Raw genomic sequence first — 3,540 nt, 5'->3', positions numbered from 1 at the left:
GTGGAGCACCATGTGGCGAACGTGCTGGCCAAGTTGGGCACCGGCCGGGCCGGGACGGCGCAGGCGCTGGCCCGGGCGGACGCCGAGGACGCGGCGGGCGAGGGCGGCGGGTGACCGGGTCACCGGTCGCGGGGCCGGTCGGGGCACGCGGGCGGGCCGGGGGCGGGCCCTCGCGGGTGACCCGCACGTCCCCGTGGGTGCCCCGCGGCCGGCGCCCCCAGCGTTCCCGCGGGCCGATAGGTAGTCACCCGCATTGATCCGGCCAGTCCGGGCCGGTTCCCTGGTGGACATTGGCGAGCGAGCGGGGCAGCCGCTCCCCGACCAGGAGGGATCCCGAGTGATGAGTGCACGTCACCACGCGCCGAGCGCGACCGCCGGACCGGCGACGGACGGCCCGGCCGAGACCGGGGCCACGGTCCGGCTCTCCCCCTCCCCCCGCAAGGCCGGGCACCACCCGGTCGCCCTGGTCCGTCTGGCCCGGCTCAGCCGGTCCGGTCCCGGGCCCCACTGGGCGCACTGAGCACCGACCGGGACCGTGTGGGCGGTTCCCGGTCGGGAATCGGGGGGAGCGAGCGCCGGGCGGGCCGACAGCGGCCCTGAACGGCTGACGCACCGAAGGAAACGGGCCCTGCCTGGCCGACCAGGCAGGGCCCTTTGCCGTGCGGACGTGTCTGCGGGGGATCAGCAGGACGCCGTGACGGAGAGGGTGACGGCGGCCGGCGGCCAGCCCCACTCGGTGGTCTCGAGGGTGGCCTCGGCGGTGGAGCCGCACGGCAGGGTGCCGGAGATCCGGCCGACCGGAGTGGCGGACCAGCTGACGTTGACGGTCGGCGTGAGGGTGCCGATCTCCGCGCCACCGACGACCTTGGCGGTGAGGCGGAACGGCACCGGACGCGGGGTCCAGGAGACGTTGGTCGGGGTGGTCCGGCCGTGGAAGGTCACCTGGTCGCCGCTGACGATGGCGCAGATCTCGTTGACCACCACGCCCCGGTAGCTGGTGGCGCAGGTCCCCGGGACACTCGGGGAGGCGGCCGCGTGGGCGGCGAGCGCCGTGCCGGGGAGCGCACCGGCGAGGGTCAGGGCGGCGCTGGTGGCGAGGATGGCGAGAGGGCGATTCATCGGGCGTTTCCCGTTCGTGGGTAGGGACGACAGAGCGAAGCCATGTGACATTTCATGCTTCACACCTCACATACTGCCATCGATTCAAGCGGAGGATTTACGTCCAGCCTTCTCTTTGAAGCCAATTGCTGATTTCAGCCTTTCAATGACTGAATTGCATCGGTCCGGACGGTCGGGCGACCGCTCGGCCTAACGGCCGCCCGACCGGTCCTCCGGTCAGCCGCCCGAGCGCGGCTCCATCCGGAGTTCGAAGGCCGCCGTTCCGGGATCCAGAGCGGTCACCCCGCCGTCGACCGTGAGCACCGCGCCGTTCACATAACCCGCCGCCGGGGAGAGCAGCCAGCCGATCGCGGCGGCCACCTCCGCCGGCTCCGCCGGCCGGCCCGCCGGGGTCAGTGCCGTCGCCTCGCGGTAGGCCTGGTCGACGCCGCCGGCCAGCTCGGCCTCCTCGGCGAAGCGCGCCATCCTGCGGTCCGCCATCTCGGTGCGCACCCAGCTCGGGCAGACGGTGTTGGCCCGCAGGCCGCGCCGGCCGTAGTCGACGGCCAGCGAGCGGCAGAGCTGGAGCAGCGCGGCCTTCGAGGTCGCGTACGCGGCACTGCCGGCGCCGTTGCGCAGCGCGGAGACGGAGGCGACCGCCACCACCGCGCCGCGCGCGACCAGCAGGTGCGGCAGCGCCTCGCGCAGCAGGAGGAAGGGGCCGGTGAGATTGGTCCGCATCACCAGCTCCCAGTCCTCCAGCGTCACCTCGCCCACCGAACCGCCCCGGCCCACACCGGCGTTGAGCACCAGACCGTCGATCCGGCCGTAGGCGGCGACGGCGGCCGCGACCAGCCCGCGGACACCCTCCGCTCCAGCGGCTCGCGCCGACGGCCGGACACCACCACATGGTGGCCCTCGGCCCGCAGCAGCCGCGCGGTGGCCGCGCCGATGCCGGTCCCTCCGCCGGTGACGACGACTACACGCTGGTCCGACATTCCTGTGACCTCCGGGATCGATGTTTCGTGAACCGTCGATCCTAGGCCGCGGGCCGACAGCCCGTCAGGTCCGGTCCCCCGGGGCCGGGCACTGTCGGAGGCGGGCCGTAGATTCGGCACGACCGAGCACCAGTTGAGCGATTCGCGGACAGGACAGCGAGCCCGATGAACCCCGTGACCCCGATCCCCCCGACCGCCGAGCACGGCATCGCGCTCACCGAGCGCGTGATCGCCTCCGTCGAGGCGGACCCGCACCGGCCGATCCTGGACTACAGCGCGTGGGCCGGGCCGTGGCTGACCGGCGAGCCGCAGCCGCTGCCGGCCGGCCCGCCGGCCGAGGCGGTCTTCCCCAGCGGCCGGCCGCTGCCGCCGAGCCTGCGGCGCTGGCTGGCCTTCGACACCGGGCTGCTGCGCCGGTTCGGCTGGCTCGACGAGGACGACCGCTTCACGCCGAGGCGGTTGGGCGAGCTGGCGCGGGACGAGCTCGGCGAGCTCTGGGGCTCCTGCTTCGACGGTGTCTCGGACCGCTTCGACGAGTGTTTCCTGCTCCCCGGCGGTTCCGACTCGCGCCGGGTCCTGGTGACGGGCGCGGGCGACGCGCACGGCGAGTACCCGGTGCTCGCGCTCGACGTGGACGACATCCCGTGCGTCGAGCTGATGTACCCGGGGCTGGACGTCTATCTCGCCGACACCTGCGGGCTGCTGACCATCGAGGGCGACGGCTACTCCGCCCTGGCCCGGAACCCCGTGTACGCCCGCCGGATGCTCACCCACGCGCAGCAGGTGTTCGGCGGCGAGTTCGCCGAGGAGTGCTTCCCCGACCTCTGAGACCTCCGAGCGGACCGGCGCGCGGCGGACCAGCACGGAGCGGACCAGCACGACGGACCAGCACGGGGCGGTCCGGCGCTCCGGACCGTCCGCACGCCCCCGCCACCGGCTCCGCGCCGGTCCCGCTGCCGCCCCGCGGGTTCGTGACAGACTGGCCCGCCATGGGTGAGAGCGAGACGGGCGAGGCCGTCCCGGGGCTGCCGCTGCTCGTGGTGGACGGCGCCAACGTGGTGGGTTCGGTGCCCGACGGCTGGTGGCGCGACCGGCACGGTGCGGCCGAGCGGCTGCGGGACGCGCTCGCGCCCGTCGCCGGCCACGGGGTCCCGGGCGAGCGGGCCGACGTCCCGGCCTGGGCGCGGACCGGTCCGCTGGAGGTGCTGCTCGTCGTCGAGGGCGCGGCCCGGGGCGTCACGGCCACACCCGAGGTACGCGTCGAGGCCGCCACCGGCAGTGGTGACGACCTGATCGTCGTACTCGTCGCGGCGGCCCTCGCCGCCCGCCCCGGACGGAGCTGCCTGGTCATCACGGCGGACCGGGGCCTGCGCGCCCGGGTCACCGCACTCGGCGCCACCGTGACCGGCCCCCGCGCCGTCCGCCCCGCCTGACCCTCCCACCC

At 74.9% G+C, this 3,540-nt stretch carries 4 protein-coding genes and 1 pseudogene; 3 read left to right on the top strand and 2 right to left on the bottom strand.

Annotated elements, in window-relative coordinates:
* Window positions 1-340 precede the first annotated feature (340 nt).
* Entirely contained in the window at window positions 341-520 is a 180-nt protein-coding gene (locus tag VR45_RS39755; RefSeq protein WP_045944843.1) for a hypothetical protein, read from the top strand.
* Window positions 521-681: 161 nt separating this feature from the next.
* Here VR45_RS39755 and VR45_RS39750 read toward each other — a convergent pair whose 3' ends face one another.
* Window positions 682-1,119: a hypothetical protein gene (locus VR45_RS39750; protein WP_045944842.1), complete on the bottom strand. Its 438-nt coding sequence runs from the start codon at window positions 1,117-1,119 to the stop codon at window positions 682-684.
* Between the two features lie 216 nt (window positions 1,120-1,335).
* Window positions 1,336-2,096: pseudogene (locus VR45_RS39745) on the bottom strand (SDR family oxidoreductase).
* A 174-nt stretch (window positions 2,097-2,270) separates the two neighbouring features.
* Between VR45_RS39745 and VR45_RS39740 the strand changes: the two are divergent.
* Complete coding sequence (locus tag VR45_RS39740) at window positions 2,271-2,924, top strand: hypothetical protein (protein WP_234326645.1); 654 nt, start codon at window positions 2,271-2,273, stop codon at window positions 2,922-2,924.
* A gap of 161 nt (window positions 2,925-3,085) precedes the next feature.
* Entirely contained in the window at window positions 3,086-3,529 is a 444-nt protein-coding gene (locus tag VR45_RS39735) for a hypothetical protein (protein ID WP_045944840.1), read from the top strand.
* The last annotated feature ends 11 nt before the right edge of the window (window positions 3,530-3,540 follow it).

It is taken from the genome of Streptomyces sp. NRRL S-495 (assembly GCF_000966955.1).
In the GTDB taxonomy this organism is placed as follows: Bacteria; Actinomycetota; Actinomycetes; order Streptomycetales; family Streptomycetaceae; genus Kitasatospora; species Kitasatospora purpeofusca.
Note: the sequence above shows the minus strand (reverse complement) of the source record. Positions and strands in the feature narration are given on the sequence as shown.